This window comes from Pseudoalteromonas sp. P1-25, assembly GCF_001401805.1.
Taxonomy (GTDB): domain Bacteria; phylum Pseudomonadota; class Gammaproteobacteria; order Enterobacterales; family Alteromonadaceae; genus Pseudoalteromonas.
The window spans coordinates 109527-127091 of the sequence record NZ_LKDW01000002.1; the positions used below are offsets into that span (position 1 = coordinate 109527).

The window sequence follows — 17565 nt, forward strand, 5'->3', positions numbered from 1 at the left end:
AATTGCCGGGCACACCTAAATAGCGAATTTTTTGCCTTGCTATCAACACGTTTATCCATCCTCAAAATAGATCACTTAATTATGCGGATTGGTATAAAAGGGTTAAAAATGTGTAGTTACTTAGGCTATACGTTTAAAACATTTTAAATGAGCGATTAAAAAAGGGCCTATTTAGGCCCTTTTGGTATTAACGTATTAGGTTAGGTATTTACACTTACTGCTTGTAAAGATTCACTTTGGTAACAACCTAATACACGTACATATTGAGTATGTTCTTTAAGCTCTTCTAAGGCATGTTTTACTTGGTTATCGGCAAGGTTTGCCTCTAAGTCCACATAAAACACTTCTTCCCACGGGTTACCCGGTACAGGACGAGACTCGAGTTTAACTAAGTTTATTTGATGTTGTTTAAACACCATTAGCGCATCAGCCAATGAACCTGCTTGCTGTTTAGTGGCCATAATGAGGCTGGTTTTAGTGGGTATTTGTTTAGACACCTGCAGTGGCTTGCGTGCAACGACTATAAAGCGGCTGTGGTTTTCGCTTTGATTAGCTAGGTTTGACTTTATCACTTCAAGGCCCACATTTTTACCCGCCTGCGCTGAGCCAATAGCCGCACTATTTGGCGTGTTTAATGCTGACTGCAAGGCACTTGAGGTGGAATCACAGGTTTCATGTTGTAAGTCCCCCAGCCCTTGTAAAAAGCGACTGCACTGAGCAAATGGCTGAGGGTGAGCATAAATTTTGGTTAATTGGCTTAATTCAGTATCTGGGGTTGCAAGTAGGCAGTGCTCTACACTGTGGGTCACTTCACCAACAATTGATACTTGAGCGTGTTGTAATAAATCAAATACTTCGTTAATACTGCCCGAACTGGTGTTTTCTATTGGCAGTAATCCAAAATCTGCTTGGCCATTTTCTACTTTGCCTGTTATTTCGTCAAATGAGCTACAGCCAATTTCAATCAACTTGCCAAGGCGACGGCTAAAGTACTTATGACATGCTAGTTGACTGTAAGTACCTTGCCCACCTAAATAAGTAACACGATGTGTTTCACTTAGCGCATCTGGGTTAAGGTTTTTTTGCAGCATTGCTTGCTGATGTAAAACAGAGTCTTCTAAAATAGTCTGAAAAACGTTATTTACATAATACGCGTCAAGACCAAGCGATTTACCATAACCTATTAACTTTTCTAATAGGGCTAGTTCACGCGCTTCATCACGAATGGGTTTATTATTAGCAATTTTATACTCTACTACACCGTGGCTTATGCGGCGGCGTTTGGCTAATAACACTAATAAATCTGAATCTATTTCATTAATGTCGTGTCTGAGCGCGTTTAAAACGTCGTTGGTCATTTTGGTTTCCTCATTCCAAAAATAAGTTGCATCTGCGCAACTAAAACAAAAAAGCCTCCCTAGTGGGAGGCTTTGCTATTCGATTGATTTTATCTCACAAACAGGTCAGCCTCTTTTATAAAAAGAAGCTAAAAAAAGAAAAAAACGTGCAAGATAAGATAATTTTCATCCTGTTAATGTATGAGGTGTTACTGGCAAAGTCAACCAGCAAGCCCGTTTAAATAAACATGATGAAGAATTATCAGCTCCAGGCTAACTTTTAGATAAAATTCACAAATAGTTTATAAATATGAATAGGGATCTGGTATATTTCAGGTATTAGCTAAAAATAACAACAACTAAAATAATAAGGTTGGCCTGTGGTGTATAGACGCCCTCCATCGCGTTTTGGACTAAATTCTTTGAGTGTAAAGCTGTCATTGCTTATATCTGCAATTTGTTTAATTGCCGGTGTGTGCGCTGCCGCGCTGATGCTTAAATCTGAAGAGAAACAATTAGTTTTTGAAGAGCATGAAGTACTCAAAAGCTCTACTGAATTACTCATCAGGCAATTTGACGCATTAATTAAAACAAAGTCGGCTGTTGCCAAGCAAGCCAATAATGTTGTCAAAGAGCAGCTATTTAGCGAAAGCTCAGCAATTAATTTATCTAACAAAACCCAATTACAATTTAATAGTGACGGCACTATTCGCAGTGCATCAAGTGATGGCCTCTCAGCTGCATTTCTTCCTCAGCAGCATTACTCTCCTTTTTACAAGCGCTTATTCAATAACTCAGAGTCGTTATGGAAAATTATTTCACCAACCCTAATTCACGACTTTTTTAATTTTTATATGATCACCAAAGATGATTTCATCCGTGTTTCGCCTCCAAATTGGGCGTTAAACGCACCGCCTGAACTAAGGGGTTCTAATGGTGCAACATTTAAATATGTTCAAAGTGATTTAAATCCGAGCAGAGAGCCCGTTTGGTCTAAGGTTTATTACGATAAAGTGTGGCATAAATGGGTCATTAGTTTGCTCGTTCCTTTGTATGTAGACAATGAATTCTTAGGTGTGACGGGCAGCGATATTGATTTAAATACGTTGATTTCTTTTTTACCCGTTGGAGATAAAGAAAAGCATTTACTGGTATTTGATAAAAAAGGTCAGCTACTTGCACATCCGAGTCTTAATCCTGCGCTACAAGCAAGCTATGGCAGTAAAGATAAAACCATAACCACAAACGAATTTGTTAATCCGCAATTGCAAGCCATTATAAATGAAGCAATTACCATGAAATTACCAGAGTATGCTAATTCGTTTGTACAAAACGATGAAGCACACATTATTAATATTCGTAAAATTGACAAGTTAGACTGGTATATTGGGGTGTACAAAAAACGCTCATCAACGCTCTCAGCTCTGCAAGATTTAAAACTGAAATTTTTTGGCTTGTTTGTGCTTTATGCGGTACTGGTTGCCTTATTGTTACATCAAGCGCTGTATCAGCTAGTGCTTCGCAGAATACACACATTAGTGCATGCGGTTACTGGGTTTGGTAAAGGGCAATTATTAACTGAGTTCCCGCCTGAGAATAAAGATGAGATAGGTACACTGAACGGCTCGTTCAGAGATATGACCGTAGAAATTCGTAAGCTTATAGATGGGTTAAATCAGCGAATTACAGAAAAAGAAATCGCTGAAAAAGCCGCTAACAAACTCTCAAAGGCTGTTGCTTTCTCAGGGACTGGGGTAGTGATAACGGATGAAAATTTTGTGATTGAATATGTAAATCCCAAAATGCTTGAAATGACAGGCTACCCCGAAAGCCATTTTAATCGCGCCCCACTTTTGAATATTATTGCATCAGAGATGGCTATTTTAGTCGAAGACATCAATATCGACCTTCGCAGTAGAAATTACTGGCGGGGGGATACCTTGATTCAAGGTAATGATAAGCAGCCTATTTGGGTGTCTTTAAGTGTTTCTCCTATTCGCGAAGACGGCGGTGAGATCACCAGTTACGTAGCCTCCGCGCAAGATATTTCGTTTGTTAAAGAAAGCCAGCGAAAAATGGAGCAGCTTGCGTACTTTGACACGTTAACGGGCTTAGCAAACCGAACCTTTTTTAGAATGCAGTTGCGTAAATCAATGGCTTTGGCTGAGCGCGGCCATTATGCATTTGCCCTTTTTTACTTTGATTTAGATGAATTTAAGCGCATTAACGATACGTTAGGGCATGATGCGGGGGATCAGCTGTTAATTGAAGTGGCTAATCGTCTTAAAGCACGGTTACGCGCTGAAGATACTATTGCCCGTTTGGGTGGCGACGAATTTGCTGTTTTACTCAGCGGTATTGAAAGCCAAGAGCATGCTAGCGATGTGGCAAACACCATTCAAAAAACACTTAACGTGCCTATAAAGCTTGGCAATAACGAAGTGATAGTCAGCGCCAGTATTGGTATTACAATGGCCCCATACGATAGCCTAGAAGAGGATCAGCTTTTAAAGCATGCTGATTTAGCAATGTACGAGGCAAAAGCAAAAGGGCGTAATACTTACCATTTTTATAGTCAAGAGCTTAACGCAGCTGCCAATGAAAGGCTGTTCATTGAAAATGAATTACGCCATGCAATTAAAGAAAAACACTTTGAGGTTTATTATCAGCCGCAAATTAATTCATTAACTCAACATGTAGTTGGTTATGAAGCGCTACTGCGTTGGTTCCACCCAATAGAAGGACTTATTTCACCGACTAAGTTCATTCCTATTGCTGAGGCAACAGGGCTTATTGTTGAGCTTGGTGAGTGGGTATTACAACAATCTTGCGAGTTTGCCGTGCGTTTAGCTAAAGAGGGTCGTGATAACAACGTATCGATTAATTTATCGGCACGGCAGTTTAAAGACGCTAATTTAGTCCCTATGTTAAGCAATATTATTAAGCAAACAGGTGTAAGCCCTAAACGACTTCACTTAGAGCTGACCGAAAGTATGTTAATGGGTAATGTTGAAGCGGCCATAACGCAGTTACACGAACTTAAAGCGTTAGGTATTTCAATTTCTATTGATGATTTTGGTACAGGTTATTCGTCACTAAGTTACTTAAAACGATTCCCGGTCGACATATTAAAAATTGACCGCTCGTTTGTAAAAGATATTCCAACCGACCCTAATGATATGGAAATAACCGCCGCTATTATAGCCATGGCGCAAAAACTTAAATTAGACGTAGTTGCAGAAGGGGTCGAAACCAAAGAGCAAATAGAGTTTTTGCAAAATAATAATTGTTATATTGTGCAGGGATTTTATTACAGCAAACCGGTTGCTGAGAAAGAGCTCTCAGCGTTGTACAAAAAATTAAATGATGAACCTAATAGTGTTAGTAGCAAATAAAAGGTTGCGGGTTTAACCACCCGCAATTTTTACTTTAAATTTAAGGGTTTCTAAAATCCCTTTTAATTTTTCGCGATCATCGCCTTGAACTTCAATAATGCCTTCTTTTACGGCGCCACCTTGGCCCATTTTACTTTTTATTGTTTTAGCTAGCTTTTTTAGATCGTGTGCTTTTGGGTCTATACCTACCACCAACATGACACCTTTTCCTTTACGGCCCTTCGTTTGGCGCTCTATGCGGATAAAGCCATCTTTAAATAGTTTTGCAGTGGGTTCTTGCTCAACCTTTGGTTGGCTAATTCGGCCCATGTCGGTGGAATATACTAAGCGGTCATCACTCATAATTTACCTAAATAAACGTTTTTATTGATGTACTAAATAATAACAAATTTACTGGCGAGTGTTTTTATTTTTGCTAAATACTTTTAACAGGTTATATTTAGATCAAAGGAAATATAATTGGAGTTTAGAATGAGTTTAACAAAGAGTTTATCGGTTGATGAAAGTACTTTAACGATACAAATTAAAGGCAAATTTGACTTTAATTTAGTGCAATCATTTCGCCAAGCTTATGCGCAAATTGAGCCTAAAACAAATAAAGTGATTATCGATTTAAGAGAGACCGACTACATGGATAGTTCTGCACTAGGTATGTTGCTTAACATGAAAAAAACCATTGAAAGCCAAGTACAAACTATAGAGATTAGTAACTGTCAGCCTCAGCTTAAAAAAATACTGCAAATATCACGTTTTGACAAAAAGTTTGATATTAACTAATGACCCACGTACTTATTGTTGACGATCAAGCACTTAATCGCATCCTACTGGAAAAAATGCTGCTTGAGGAAAACTATAAAATATCAATAGCGTTTAACGGTCTCGAAGCGCTAGAAGTGCTAGAAAAAGAAGCCATTGATATTGTTTTACTCGATGTGCTTATGCCGGTAATGGATGGCTTTGAAGCCGCAAAGCGAATAAAGCAGCGCTATAACGACGTTTACCTACCTATAATTTTTATTACTTCGCTTGAGGATCAAAACAGCTTTGAGCGTTGTTTAGAGGTAGGCGGGGATGACTTTATTCAAAAGCCGTTTGAAAAAGTAATTTTAAACGCAAAAATAAAGGCGCATAGCCGTACCCGTGAATTAAGTAAAAAAGCCCACCAACAGAACACTTTACTTGAGTATCATCGCAATCAAATAGAGCGCGAGCACGAAATTATTGAGCACATTTTTAATAATTCGCTCGAAAACCAAGATAAATTTAACGATCATTTAGACTTTAGCCTGTCTCCTGCTTCTATGTTTAACGGTGACATGTTTTTAGTCGCGCAAAGTCCAATTGGCAATTTATATTGCATGTTGGGGGATTTTACCGGCCATGGTTTAGCTGCTGCTATTGGCGCGCTGCCAGCATCTCGAGTGTTTTATACTATGGTGCAAAAAGGCATGGCGGTTAATGATATTGCCTCTGAAATTAATATATTGCTGCACAATTTACTACCGGAGCATATGTTTTGTGCGGCGACCATTATTGAGCTCAGTGCGTCAGGCAAAAGTATTTCAGCTTGGTTGGGCGGCTTGCCCGATGCCTACTTAATAAATACTGATGGTGAAGTAAAGCAAACGCTTGAATCGCAACACATGGCGCTGGGGATTTTAGACAGTGATGAATTTGAATACGAGCTAATTAATTTAGAAGTTGATAAAAACACCCGCTTAGTGCTTTCAACTGACGGCATAATAGAAACTAACAACGATGCTGATATTTTTTATGGTGAGCAGCGCTTTTTAGCTGCACTAAAAAGCAAGCCGATGATCAGCAGCCAGCGCGTTATAGATAATGTAAATACTTTTGCCAATGGTAGCGAGCAATTAGACGACTTAAGCTTAGTACTGCTTAATTGTTTGCCACTAACCCCAGAGCCTGAGGCCAAAGAAGCGTATTCTAATTTAGCGTTTAACTTTTCACTTAGCTTAAACGCGCAGCAAATTAAATGCACAGACCCTGTGTATGATGTTGTTAATGTATTAAGCAGTGTTGAGGGGCTTAGGTCGCATCGCTCAAATATATTTTTATTACTTTCTGAGGCATACAACAACGCACTTGATCACGGTGTATTAGGCCTAGATTCAGACATAAAAAAACAAGACGATGGCTTTTTTAAATACTATGAATTAAGAGAGCAAGCACTGAGCAAAATGAAAGAGGCGATGATCATTATTGATATGCGTTATTGCCCAGATACTTTGTGCTTGTACTTTATTATTTGTGACTCGGGTAGGGGATTTTCAAGTGACTCTTCAAAACGTACCGAACTGAACGCAGAGTTTGGTCGCGGCTTATCGTTACTCGAAGAAGTGGCAGAAAAAGTGACGTATAACGCAAGTGGTAACCAAGTCGAACTGTGTTATAAGTTGCTATAGCTCAGAAAAAATTTCCGTGGTATTATCTAAAAAATTTTAGATGTATGGATGGCCAAATGATTTCTTCTTACCTTGATATTGCGCAATTAAACATAGACCCACAATTAATTGCCAAAGAGCTAGAGCAGCTAGAACAGTATATTGCTCAGAGCGCGTTGCCGTCTGTGCGTTGGGAGTATCAAATTCCTGAACTTGGTGAAGGCGGCGCATGTAGTTTGTTTGGTTATTTACAAGATGAGCCATTTAAGCTCACCGAACACGTGAGCGCGACTTCACAAAACGAGCAAAAACTAGCAAATCTGCAAAATATAGTTAATTACATAGCCCAGCAAACACAGGTCGATTGGTATGGTATTTATCAGGCAATTGACACAGCTCAAGGCCCGCAATTATTAAAACTGGCGTATCAAGGCGCGCCAAGCCGCCCACTGTTTCCTCTCACTGATGCTTTTGCAGCAGGCAGTAATAATGTACAAGTTGCGTTATCTAAGCGTGGGCGTGTAATTAACAACGTTGAGAGCTATTTAGCACAAGGAGGCGAGTACTATACGTGCGACCCTAAAGTAAAAGCTGAAACCTGTTTACCTTTGTTTAATGATCAACATGAGTGCGTCGGTATTGTTGATGCGGAGGCATTTAGTAACGACTTTTTTGATAGCCGTACACTGGCTGTATTAATTGCGTGCTGCATTAAAATTCCTCACTTTCTAGTGTAAATATCACTAGCCAAGAAGGTAAGCTTTTATGTTAAGCTTACTACAACAGCCAACCCCTAATTAATGATAAGAGATAGCTAATGTTCTCAGAATTAAAACCATTACCAACAGATCCTATTCTTGGCCTTATGGCAGCCTATAAACAAGATACAAACCCTAACAAAATTGATTTAGGTGTAGGTGTCTATAAAGATGAGCAAGGCAACACACCGGTATTAAAAGCGGTTAAAAAAGCTGAAGCATTTCGTTTAGAAAACGAAACAAGCAAATCTTACATTGGTTTAGCGGGTAACTTAGACTACTGTCAAAAAATGGAAAACCTATTACTAGGTGAGCACCAAGCACTTTTAGCTAACCGCGTACGTACTGCACAAGCACCAGGTGGTACAGGTGCACTTCGCGTTGCGGCTGAGTTTATTAAACGTTGCAATAAAGACGCAACAGTATGGGTAACTACACCAACATGGGCTAACCACATTAGCTTGTTTGAAGCAGCAGGCTTAAACGTTAAAGAGTACCCATACTACGATTACGAAAACAAAGACTTATTGTTTGACGACATGATAAACACCCTCAAGCAAGTACCAAAAGGGGACATTGTGCTACTTCATGCATGTTGTCATAACCCAAGTGGTATGGACTTAAACGAGACACAATGGAACACCGTTGCTCAGCTTGCAAAAGAAGTCGGCTTTACACCACTTATTGATATTGCTTATCAAGGTTTTGGCTCATCACTTGAAGAAGATGCACGTGGGCTTCGCATTTTAGCTGATGCGGTAGAAGAGCTAATTATTTGTTCGTCTTGTTCTAAAAACTTTGGTTTATACCGTGAGCGTATTGGTGCGTGTTCTATTATTGCAAAAGACGCTGCAACCGCAGATATTTCAAACTCTGTGCTATTAAGCGTTGTACGTAGTATTTATTCAATGCCACCGGCGCACGGTGCCGACATTGTAAACACTATTTTAAGCAGCACAGAACTTACACAAATGTGGCACAGTGAGCTTGATGAAATGCGTAATCGTATTAATGGTTTACGTAGCTTAATCAAAGAAAGCTTAGCAGCAAAAGAAATAGAGCAAGACTTTTCGTTTATTGAACGCCAGCATGGTATGTTTTCTTTCTTAGGCATTAATAAAGAGCAAATTGCGCGCCTACAAAAAGAATATGGTATATACATTGTTGGTTCTAGCCGCGTAAACGTAGCCGGTATTAGCGATGCAAACATTGAATACTTTGCAAATGCTGTCGCTGACGTTTGTAAATAAACCGTCTGCTAAATAGTAAAAAACCGCACTAACCAAAGGTTGTGCGGTTTTTTTAATTTATACCCCTCCTCAAAATAGATCACTTAATTATGCGGATTGGTATTAAAATGAGCTTAGCTTTCAATTAAGTCTTCAACACCAACAATCAGCCATGGTGCATCATTTGATGTTGAGCGCTCAAGGTGCCAAATTTCTAAAATTGGCTCTTCTTTTTTATCACCTAAATCACGGTACTTACCTTTAAAGCGAATACTTACTTGCCAAGCGCTCGCTGTTGTATCGGCGCGAACAAGCTCTGCATCTATAAACATAACTTCAGTGTCTACACTTTCAATCGCTTCGCGTTCTGCTTTAAATTCTTGTGCTAACTCTGGGCTTAGGTATTCAGCCATCGTTGCATAATCAGCATTGTTCCATGCTATTTGTAGCGTATGGTAATGGCTACGCGCACCTTGTAAAAAGCCATTTACGTCAAAATTGGGTGGTAAGTTATAAGGCACTTGTTCTGCGTTAGTGCTTTGCTGAGCAAACCTATGATTTATAGGCTGCTCAGATTGAGCGTGTTTAAATGCATTTTGCCCCATATTATTGCCAGCAAGCTGCGGGGGTTGTTTAGCGCGTATAAAGCCCATAACAAGCTTAAATATAATAAATGCAGCTCCAGCTAATAAAATCATTTCCAATAGCTGAAACCCTTCAAAATTATCACCTAACATTGCTGCAATTAACCCACCGGCTAAAAGTCCACCTAGTACACCCGCCATTATGCCTTTTTTATTCGACTTAGCTTTAGTAGCCGGGGCTTGTGTTGTCGTGTCAGCTTTTTGCTTTTGTGCGGTTTGTTGAGTTGTTGGGGTTTTGCCGCGTTTGCTGCTACCAAATTTTTTACGTGCATGTACATCAAAACTGGCAGTACAAAGTAGTGCTAGTAAAGTAAATATAACGATGATGTTCTTCATGAAATTCCTTAATTTAAATCGAGCAGGAATTATAATTTACTTTGTTGTAGAACTTAATAAATTACGCTTAAAATCAACGTGATCGAGTGATAAGTAAACAGTGGTAATTATTTATAGGCACAAAAAAAGCGCTTATTTAAGCGCTTTTAAAATAACAATAAAGTTATAGCCAACGAATAGCATTGGTAACCCGCTCGTTGTACACATTAATTGGCGCGCCGGTATTTGCCACTAAAATAGTATCGGCTTTTTCGCCTCGATTAATATGCCCTGCAAAACGAGAATCATGAAAATCATCTTCGCCAAACCCAAACGACTTATTTTCAGAAGGGACAATAAACACTGTCATTGGGCCAAAGTCTGACTCAAAAATTAAGTGCAAACCTTTTTCTCCTTTGAAATCGCAAAACATTGCATAAGTAATCTTACCAGGCAGCTCTTCTATATGAGCGCCAAGTAGTGCAAGCTTGTCGTTGACGCTTTGTAAACTAATAGCATCGGTTTTTTCAAGGGCGCTAATTTCATGGTAAACATGGGTTAAGGCATGTTCACCTGCTGCGTGGGCAATGTGTTGTTCTGTGCTAAAAAAGAACGCACCAATGGCCACAAAAAAAGACGCGGCTAACGCTAAATGAACACGGTCAAATTTAAACCGAGAGCGTGCATCTACAACGTTACCCCCTGAGGCTTGTTCCTCTTGAATCGCTTTTTCTTTCAACGACGTATTTAAAATAATACGCTCAGCAAGGTTTTCAGGCACGGGCACATCTAACGCATCTTGAATGTGTTTATCAAAGTCTTTCATGTCGTTAATAAAGTTTTGTCGCTCAGAGCTTTCTTTAGCAAACTCTAAAAGCTCCTTTTCTAAATCGTTTGGCTGCGCAATAGTGCGTCGACGAAACTCAAGTTCATCCATTATTTTGATGCCCCTTTAAGTTGTTCATCATCACGGCTTAAAGCCTCTTTAAGTTGGTTTCTGGCACGGTATAAACGGGTCATAACCGTGTTTTTATTTAAATCGAGAATCTCAGCTATTTCTTCACCAGAGCAACCCATAACAACTTGCAGAAGTAAGGGTTCTCTGTATTCGTCAGATAGCAGTGAAATTTGGCGTTGGATAACCGTTTGCTCCATTTCATCATCTAACGAATGGCTGGTTTCATCGACAAGTGTATCGTTTTCTACATCGCTGTAGTCAAATTGCTTGCGCTCAAAGCGACGCGCATTTTCTCTACGCAAAATAGTGAGCAGCCATGGCTTGGCGGCTTTTTGATCCAATAATGAGTCAAGCGAGCGCCAAGCACGTAAAAACGTTTCTTGTACTAAGTCATCTGCAATATGGGGGTCACGGCATAACCAATAAGCAAAGCGATAAAGCTCCTTATTGTATACATGAACCAAGGCTTCATAGCGCTTTTGTTTCTCTGCCATATCAACTAAGACCTGATTATTTGATTTTTTCTTTCCAAGCATAATTACTTTTTTTAGTTAAAATTTATCATTTAATGCATGCAAAGACCTGAACTTATCAATTTTTTAATAAAGGTCTTTTAATACAGCTTGTTGCGACTTTGCGTGTTGAACTTGGTGCTGTTCAATTATGTTAATAATAGCATTAAGATCGAAATCTGCGTTGTTATTAGCATAAAGAGCTGAGCGTAAACGGTTGGTCTGTATTGCCAGCTCATCATTATTGATGTTGTGTATTAACGTGTCTATCGCAGCCACTTTTTTGCCCGTAAGCTTAATCGCTACTTCATTTAGTTCGCTGTAAAATGCATTGAGGTTATTTGATTTGGCAGCATTTTTAAGCGCGTTTAATGAAAGCGGTTGGGCTTTATTTACAGATGCACTGTTATTTTTTTGCTCATTATTAGTAGAACGGCTTAGCCAATAAAAAATTGCAGTGATTATCCAAAAAATATACCCCAGCACGGCAACAATAATTAACCAAAGCGGAATAACACTTTGCGACGTGGCTACTGCTGTATTGTGCTGCTCTGTATTACTTAGATTATTGTCAGGCAAATTTGGCTCACCTGTATTAAGGGGATCGTTTGTAGCAGTGCTTGGGTTTATACCATTGGCGCTTGGTGTTACGGTTATAGTACGTTCAGGTAATTTAGCATAGCTAATACGGTTTATTTTGGTGTTATACCAAGGCAATGTTATTTCAGGTAGGGTGTAGGTACCTGCTTTTTGTGGTAATAACGCAAATGACGCTGTTTGCTGAGATACAACCCGTCCGTTTCTTACGGCATTGTTTGTTTCTACCTCGTCGGGATAACTGCGAATTCCCGTAATGGTTTTCATATCAATTTCAGGCAGTTGCTCTTTAGTAACCCCTAATGCGGTTAAGGTAATAGTGCGTGTAATAGGTGTGCCAACTTCTACTGTATTTTCATCAGGTTGCCACTGCTCATCAATATTAACTAACTCACTGGGCAGCCATGCGCCTTTATAGTTTGCTGGGATAGGTTTTATCTCAAGTTGCTGATCATCCCCTAAAGCCGACACCTCTAATTGGCGGTAGTTTTGTTGTACACGGCCTTGAAATGTAGGGCCTGTAATAGTGTATACACCACTTTTTTGCGGTTGTAGTAAGTATTCTCGGGTGATCACTAAATAACGTTTACCATCTACAAGCTCATAGCTTTCGGTTTGTTTACCTAATTGAGTAAGTTGGGCATCCTCCATGGTGGGTGTACTTAAACTGCCGTCAAGTAGCTCTTTTGCTAGGTAGAGTTTAATCGTATATACGCCAGCTTCTTGAACAAACAACGCGTCACTTGAGAGCGATGTTTTTAAAAAAATATCGTTATTTTTATCAGCATCGGCTGCGCGTTTAGCCACTTTTAATTTTATAGGTTGCGAGCTTAAACCTGCCACGGTAAAGGCTGGAATGGTGTATTCGCCCTCATTACGGGTCATTAACTTTACAGACCACGTTGTTTGCTTATTAATATTGCCATTTATAATGTTGGTGCGCGTACTCAAACTTGTGGGCCCAACGACAAAGTCTTTAAGTAACACCGAGGTGTCGGGTTGCTCGGTTTTTATTGTGTCGTCCACTGAAATGTTAAGCATAAAAAATTCGCCAGCAAGGACTGGGTTTTTATCTACACTTGCCTCTAATTTGGTGGCGGCCCATGATGGCATCGCACTTAATAGCAATAAACAGCAAAATAATCGCATTACCATGATTTTTCTACTCCTGTAGGGCGACGTTGATATTGTCTTTTTTGGGCTTCTAATTGCATTTTATTCCGTAATAAAATTGCCGGATCGTCCGGTACTTTTCTTAATAACTGGTTAAGCTGCTGGGCTTTTTCTTTCTCTTCGTTGGTGAGCTCACGGGCTTGTGCTTGCGCGGCTTGTTGTTGGGCGTTTTGCTTTTTCTCATCTGTTAACGTTTGCTGCTGCGCTGTTTGCGGCTGAGCATTTTCAGCCTGTTCTTCGTTTGTTTGCTCAGGCTGTTTTTGCTCTTGATTAGCTTGTGGCTGAGTTTGTAGGTCTGGCTCATTTTGTTTATCTGATTGTGAACCCGACTCAGCACTTTGTGGGTCTTGCTCAGTGTCAGACTCATCACTTGGCTCACCTTGCTGATCTTGTGATTGTTCGCCTTGGCTTTGCTCTGATTGAGAATCGCTATTTTCACCTTGTTGGCTTTGATCTGATTGCTGATTGTTTTGTTGCTCACTTTGAGCAGATTGTTGCTGATTATCTTGCGAATCACCCTCTTGCTGTTGCTGCTGTTGCTGCTCGAGCAACTGCTCAACCAAAGCTTGGTTATCAGCGGCTTCGCTAAAGTTAGGTTGTAACGTTTGTGCTTGTTTGTAAGCATCTATGGCTTGTTCTAGCTGTCCTGATTTGGCAAGCGCGTTGGCATAGTTATAAAAACCAGTGGCTGATTTATCATTACTAAAGGCTTCTAGTGCGGCATCAAAATTACCTTGTTGGTACAATGCGGCCCCTTTTAAGCTGCTTGAGTCGGCATTGGCGGCCTGTTCAAAATCTTTATTTTTATAAGCATCAAGTGCTTGCTGATCAGTATTTTTTAAAAAAGAGGGGAGCTCTAATGCGCTTGCTTGCTGGGTTGGCAAAACGCTGAGTACCAAAAAGGCCCCTAAAAATGCTGCACTTCTAAATAAATAAAGACCTAAGGGCAGTAAAATAAGTAACCCGTATATACCGGCGTCTATACGCCAAAGGGCATGGCTTTGTTTTTCATCTTTTAATAACTCACTATTGGCACTTGGTGCAAAAGTAGCTATGTCGCTGCTGCTAGGTTGGTAAAGGGCAAACTTTCCACCACTTCGCGTCGCTAGGCTTTTTAAGCGGCTAATATTAATAGTAGGAATGACTATTTGACCGTAGCTGTCTTTTAAAAAGCCGCCTTCAGGTAATTTAATCGGCGCGCCTTGCTCTGTGCCAACGCCATATATATTTAGCCGATAAGAGGAATTACTGGTAAAGCTTGTAATATCACTTTGTTCTTCTTGGTCTATGCCATCGGTAACTAATATTATATCGCCATCAATATAGCCTGCTTGTGTTAAAAGCTCCTTTGCCATATCAAGGCCAGCTAAAACATTCGAGCCTTTATCGGGCATAATGTCAGGGCTTAAACTCGGAATTAAATTGCTAAGCGTAGTGGCATCGTTTGTGAGTGGCGAAATAGTATAGGCACTGCCGGCATAAGCAACTAAAGCCGTGTCGCCTTCTTTAAATAGCTCAATCATATCGAGTGCCTTAAAGCGCGATTGCATTAAACGATTTGGTGCTATATCGGTACTGTACATTGAGTACGACATATCCATTACAATTACACGAGCACTTTTACTTTGAAATACAGGAACCTGTTTTTCTTCAAAGCTAGGGCCTGCACTAAACATAATCGCTAAACAGCAAAATACAGCAACCAACCAGAGTGGTTGGCTGGCTTTAGTGTTTGACTCGTTCATAATAAACGGCGCCAAATGAACCGCTATTAGGTTATCTGCGCTTTGTTTTTTATACTTAATAAAGGCGATAAAAAACAAAGCCAGCGCTGGTATTAAAAGCCACAAAACAGCGGGGCGAATAAATGTAAAGTCCATTAGCTAGGCTCCTTTAATGCACGTAAGGTGCTTAACAGTATTTTTAAACTAATGAGCAAAATAGCAATAAGTAGTGGGTAGTAAAACAATGAGCTTTGCGGGCGAAATGTCTGCTCATCTGCGCTAATTGGCTCTAACTTATCGAGCTCTGCGTAAATTTGCTGAAGTCCAGCTACATCTTTGGCCCTAAAATATAGCCCACCGGTCTGTTCGGCAATATCTTTTAATAGGCTTTCATCTAAGCTGCCGCCACTCATACCGCCCATATTAAAAAGGCTAAAGCCGCGTCGGTTATCAGAGCCAACCCCTATGGTATATACTTTTATTCCTTCTTCGCGGGCAAGGAGTAGGGCGTCTTCAGGTTTTAAATTACCCGCGGTGTTTTGCCCATCGGTTAATAGCACCACAATGCGGTTACTTTTATCTTTATTGGCAAAACGTTTTACCGATAAACCTAGCGCATCGCCAATAGCGGTGGCGCGCCCTACCAAGCCAATTTGAGACTCGCTAAGCATTTTACTTACGGTTTTAACATCGCGAGTTAGCGGCGTTTGTAAAAATGCGGTATCGCCAAATAATATCAGCCCTAGCCTGTCACCTTGACGCTGCTCTATAAAGTCACTCAATACGGCTTTTACCATAGTGAGGCGATCAACATATTGGCCGTTGTAGGCCATGTCTTGTTCGGTCATCGAGCCTGATAAATCGACCGCAAGCATTATATCGCGTCCTTCATTAGGTAATGAAATAGGCTCATCTAACCACGTTGGGTTTGCAGCCGCTGTTACCAGTAATAACCATAAAGCCCATTCAAAAATACTTAACTTACGTGTGCCTTGTTCAAAGCTGTGTGTGGCTAAATTGTGTTGAGCAAAGCTAGGAATGCGAAGGCGCGTTTGTGCGCTACTTGCAGCTGGCTTTAATAATAAAAGTAATAAAGGCAGCGGCAGTAATAAAAATAACCAAGGCCAGCTAAATTCAAACATGTACTGACTCCTTTAACTTAAATTGTTTAATACCTTGGCGAAACTTGTCGGTTAGTTCTTTGTTTGCTTGCTCGGTGTTATAAAGGCTGAGTATTTCCTGCTCGCTAAAGCTTAAACCCGTTAACGCATTAAGCGTATTGCACCAATTAGTGGTTGACTGTGCAGCTAGGCGTTTGTCGTAATACTCAATAACAAGGCGTTTTAAAATAATATGAAGGGTGAGCGGGTTTTGTTCTGTTTTACTTAAATCTATTGCGTAACGTTTTGGCTTTTTAAATTTGTGATTTTTGTAAAACCAAAAAGCAGCTGCACAGATTACTATAAATAGCAGGGCAATAATAACCCACCAAGCAGGAGCGAGTGGCCACCAACTTACTTGGCTTGGTGCTATTATGTCGTGCAGGCCGTCGAGTGGATTGGATTGCATGGTTACTTTCTCACTAATTGCAGTTCAAGCGGGCTGGCTGCATTGAATGATATTAAATTAAGGCCTGATTTAGTTAAGCGGTTAAGGCGAGTACTAAATGCGTGCTCGGCATTTTTTGCAAAGCGTTTTCTAAAATTACTGTCCATTAGTGGAAGGGCAAAGTCTTGATTATTTGCACTTACCGTTACAGTTTGTTTAAACGCAGGGAGCTGATGCTCAAATGGGTCACTTATATGACAGCCTATCAGCTCGCAGTGGCGGCTTAATATTTCTAATTGCTTAAAGCTTGCATCATCAAGGGCATTAAAGTCAGAGACTAAATACACTAAGCTGCCAGGTTTAGCTAAATGATTAAGGCGCTTTAAATTATCACTAAAGTTATTACTTGCTTGTTTGTCTATATTGTTAAGTGCTTGCTGGTGGCTGTCGCATAGGTTATGACACAGGTTTAATACTGCTTTTTCGCGGGCGCTGGGCTTTAGCTCTAAATGCGAGTGCTGGTTAAACACAATGCCGCCAATTCTATCTCCGCGTTGACACGCAGACCATGCAACTAGCGCGCTAATGTGCGCAGCTTGTACCGACTTAAGTAGCAGCTTTGAGCCAAAAAGCATTGAGTTTGAAAAATCAGTAAATACAAACACAGGGCGCTCTTTTTCTTCTTGAAAAAGCTTTGTATGGGTTTCGCCGGTACGCGCCGTTACTCGCCAGTCAATAGAGCGAATGTCATCGCCTTGCTGGTAATGGCGTACTTCGGCAAACTCCATGCCTCGGCCTTTATGAGGCGCAAGGTATTGCCCAGCTAAACTGTTTTTAATTTTAACTTTTGGTGCAAGCTCTAGCAATTGCGCTTTTGCTTTGTAATACATAAGCTCTTTTAGCGCTAAATTTACACCGTGGCTATGGCTTTGCTTTAGCCACGCCTTTGAGTCTAATTGTGTTTGCATAA

Annotated in this window: 15 protein-coding genes; 5 read left to right on the forward strand and 10 right to left on the reverse strand. The window is 40.3% G+C overall.

The window, feature by feature from the left end; genetic code table 11:
• Positions 1–200: 200 nt before the first annotated feature.
• Positions 201–1358, reverse strand: a complete 1158-nt coding sequence (locus tag AN393_RS02095) for a chorismate mutase (protein WP_055017182.1) — start codon at positions 1356–1358, stop codon at positions 201–203.
• Between the two features lie 359 nt (positions 1359–1717).
• On the opposite strand from AN393_RS02095, the gene AN393_RS02100 reads away from it, so the two are divergent.
• Complete coding sequence (locus AN393_RS02100; protein WP_200909019.1) at positions 1718–4732, forward strand: EAL domain-containing protein; 3015 nt, start codon at positions 1718–1720, stop codon at positions 4730–4732.
• Between the two features lie 12 nt (positions 4733–4744).
• Here the strand turns inward: AN393_RS02100 and AN393_RS02105 are convergent, their stop codons facing one another.
• Positions 4745–5074 carry a translation initiation factor gene (locus AN393_RS02105; protein WP_055014033.1) on the reverse strand — a complete coding sequence of 110 codons (330 nt, stop codon included), beginning with the start codon at positions 5072–5074 and terminating at the stop codon, positions 4745–4747.
• 129 nt (positions 5075–5203) lie between these two features.
• On the opposite strand from AN393_RS02105, the gene AN393_RS02110 reads away from it, so the two are divergent.
• The 4 genes from AN393_RS02110 (at position 5204) to AN393_RS02125 (ending at position 9145) form a co-directional block, all read left to right on the forward strand.
• Positions 5204–5509: an STAS domain-containing protein gene (locus tag AN393_RS02110; RefSeq protein ID WP_004587319.1), complete on the forward strand. Its 306-nt coding sequence runs from the start codon at positions 5204–5206 to the stop codon at positions 5507–5509.
• Positions 5509–7158, forward strand: coding sequence for a SpoIIE family protein phosphatase (locus AN393_RS02115; RefSeq protein WP_055017183.1), 1650 nt, complete (start codon positions 5509–5511; stop codon positions 7156–7158). The genes AN393_RS02110 and AN393_RS02115 overlap by 1 nt, the downstream gene beginning before the upstream one ends.
• A gap of 56 nt (positions 7159–7214) precedes the next feature.
• Positions 7215–7874: a GAF domain-containing protein gene (locus AN393_RS02120; protein ID WP_055014031.1), complete on the forward strand. Its 660-nt coding sequence runs from the start codon at positions 7215–7217 to the stop codon at positions 7872–7874.
• 80 nt (positions 7875–7954) lie between these two features.
• Positions 7955–9145, forward strand: coding sequence for an amino acid aminotransferase (locus tag AN393_RS02125; protein ID WP_055014030.1), 1191 nt, complete (start codon positions 7955–7957; stop codon positions 9143–9145).
• A gap of 113 nt (positions 9146–9258) precedes the next feature.
• On the opposite strand, the gene AN393_RS02130 is transcribed toward AN393_RS02125, so the two are convergent.
• The 8 genes from AN393_RS02130 to AN393_RS02165 all read right to left on the reverse strand — a co-directional run bounded on the left by AN393_RS02130 (position 9259) and on the right by AN393_RS02165 (position 17563).
• The gene (locus tag AN393_RS02130; RefSeq protein ID WP_055014029.1) at positions 9259–10104 is read right to left on the reverse strand and encodes a Tim44 domain-containing protein; all 846 of its coding nucleotides are present in this window, start codon (positions 10102–10104) and stop codon (positions 9259–9261) included.
• Between the two features lie 163 nt (positions 10105–10267).
• On the reverse strand, positions 10268–11020 hold the full coding sequence (locus AN393_RS02135) for a DUF3379 family protein (protein ID WP_055014028.1): 753 nt from the start codon (positions 11018–11020) through the stop codon (positions 10268–10270).
• Positions 11020–11577, reverse strand: coding sequence for a sigma-70 family RNA polymerase sigma factor (locus AN393_RS02140; protein WP_055014027.1), 558 nt, complete (start codon positions 11575–11577; stop codon positions 11020–11022). Before AN393_RS02140 ends, AN393_RS02135 begins: the two co-directional genes overlap by 1 nt.
• A gap of 63 nt (positions 11578–11640) precedes the next feature.
• Positions 11641–13305: a BatD family protein gene (locus AN393_RS02145; protein WP_055017184.1), complete on the reverse strand. Its 1665-nt coding sequence runs from the start codon at positions 13303–13305 to the stop codon at positions 11641–11643.
• Positions 13299–15203 (reverse strand): VWA domain-containing protein, encoded by a 1905-nt coding sequence (locus AN393_RS02150; protein ID WP_055017185.1) that lies wholly within the window; start codon positions 15201–15203, stop codon positions 13299–13301. Before AN393_RS02150 ends, AN393_RS02145 begins: the two co-directional genes overlap by 7 nt.
• Positions 15203–16189, reverse strand: coding sequence for a VWA domain-containing protein (locus tag AN393_RS02155; protein ID WP_055014024.1), 987 nt, complete (start codon positions 16187–16189; stop codon positions 15203–15205). The genes AN393_RS02150 and AN393_RS02155 overlap by 1 nt, the downstream gene beginning before the upstream one ends.
• Positions 16182–16616 carry a DUF4381 domain-containing protein gene (locus tag AN393_RS02160; RefSeq protein WP_055014023.1) on the reverse strand — a complete coding sequence of 145 codons (435 nt, stop codon included), beginning with the start codon at positions 16614–16616 and terminating at the stop codon, positions 16182–16184. The genes AN393_RS02155 and AN393_RS02160 overlap by 8 nt, the downstream gene beginning before the upstream one ends.
• 2 nt (positions 16617–16618) lie before the next feature.
• Positions 16619–17563 (reverse strand): DUF58 domain-containing protein, encoded by a 945-nt coding sequence (locus AN393_RS02165; protein WP_055017186.1) that lies wholly within the window; start codon positions 17561–17563, stop codon positions 16619–16621.
• Between the last annotated feature and the right edge of the window lie 2 nt (positions 17564–17565).